Below are 1,935 nucleotides of genomic sequence, written 5' to 3'. Positions count from 1 at the left end.
CGAACGCAGCCGCGCCGGGGCGCTGGCGCCGCGCCAGCGCGTGCAGATGTACGGGCAGGGCGCCTGGCGGGACACCCCGTTGTATGTGCGCGCCGACCTGGTGCCGGGCGACGTGCTGTCGGGCCCGGCCATTATCTCCGAGCCCAACCAGACCACCGTGGTCGAGCCGGGCTGGCAGGCCGAACTGACGCCGCTCGACCACATCGTGCTCAAGCGTGTCGAAGCCCGGCCAGAACGCCGCGCGGTGGGCACGCAGGCCGATCCTGTCATGCTGGAGGTCTTCAACAATCTGTTCATGTCGATCGCCGAGCAGATGGGTTACCGGCTGCAGAACACGGCCTACTCGGTCAACATCAAAGAACGCCTGGACTTTTCCTGCGCCATCTTCGATGCCGAAGGCAACCTGATCGCCAACGCGCCGCACATGCCGGTGCACCTGGGGTCCATGGGCGAGTCCATCAAGACCATCATGAACGCCAACGCCGGCCATATGCGGCCCGGCGACGCGTACGTGGTCAACGACCCCTACCACGGCGGCACGCACCTGCCCGACGTCACGGTCATTACGCCGGTGTTCGACCGCGCGGGGCGCGACATCCTGTTCTATGTCGGGTCGCGCGGGCACCACGCCGATATCGGCGGCACCACGCCGGGCTCGATGCCGCCCGACTCCAAAACCGTGGAAGACGAAGGCGTGCTGTTCACCAACTTCCAGTTGGTGCGCGATGGCGAATTCCGCGACGCGGCTGCCCGCGAGATCCTGGCGTCGGGGCGCTGGCCGGCGCGCAACCCCGACCAGAACATTGCCGACCTGCATGCGCAGATCGCCGCCAATGAAAAGGGCGTGCAGGAACTGCTGCGCATGTGCGACCACTTCGGCCTGGACGTGGTGCGCGCCTACATGGGCCATGTGCAGGACAACGCCGAGGAAGCGGTGCGCCGCGTCATTTCGGTGCTGAAGGACGGCCGCTACGAATATCCGCTGGACAACGGCGCGGTGATCCGCGTGGCGGTAAGGGTCAACCGCGAGGCCCGTACCGCCGTGGTGGACTTCACCGGCACGTCGGCGCAGCTGGACAACAACTTCAATGCGCCGGGCGCCATCGCCGTGGCCGCGGTGCTGTATGTGTTCCGCACCATGGTGGACGACGATATCCCGCTGAATGCGGGCTGCCTGAAGCCGCTGGACATCATCGTGCCCGAAGGCTCGATGCTGCGTCCGAACCCGCCGGCCTCGGTGGTGGCGGGCAATGTGGAAACGTCCATGTGCATCGTCAACGCGCTGTACGGCGCGCTGGGCGTGCTGGCCGCCAGCCAGGGCACCATGAACAACTTCACCTTCGGCAATGCGCGCTATCAGTACTACGAGACCATCTCCGGCGGTACGGGCGCGGGCCCGCTGCGCATCGACGCCGCGGGGCCGCGAGACGAAGGTTTCGCGGGAACATCCGTGGTGCAGGCCCACATGACCAATTCCCGGCTGACGGATCCCGAAGTGCTGGAACTGCGGTTCCCGGTGCGCCTGGAGTCGTACGAAATCCGCCATGGCTCGGGCGGCGCCGGCCGCTACCCCGGCGGCGATGGCGGTGTGCGGCGGGTGCGCTTCCTGGAGGACATGACGGCCGCCATCCTGTCGAACAATCGCAAGTACGCACCGTTCGGCCTGGCCGGCGGCGAACCGGGTGCCCTGGGCCGCAACTATATCGAACGCGCCGATGGCAGCATCCAGGAACTGGCGCCGCAAGACAGCGCCAGCTTGCGGGCAGGTGATGTGTTCGTGGTGGAAACGCCGGGGGGTGGGGGATACGGGCGGGCTTAGGGGGTTGGTCTTGTAGTGGTTCTTGCACCGTCCCGCGGCGCCCGGACAGGCGGCGGCGAACGTCCGTCGGGCTCGGGCGCATACAGGCGCCCTCGGCGCGCTACGCGCGCTGCCCC

At 67.6% G+C, this 1,935-nt stretch carries 1 protein-coding gene; it reads left to right on the top strand.

Annotated elements, in window-relative coordinates; translation table 11 throughout:
* A partial coding sequence (locus LPZ50_RS24565) for a hydantoinase B/oxoprolinase family protein (RefSeq protein ID WP_230665449.1) occupies nucleotides 1–1,819 on the top strand: 1,819 nt, incomplete at its 5' end.
* Nucleotides 1,820–1,935: the final 116 nt, after the last annotated feature.

It is taken from the genome of Bordetella petrii (assembly GCF_020991325.1).
Lineage (GTDB): Bacteria > Pseudomonadota > Gammaproteobacteria > Burkholderiales > Burkholderiaceae_B > Bordetella_A > Bordetella_A petrii_E.
This window is presented reverse-complemented; position numbering and strand designations above follow the sequence as displayed.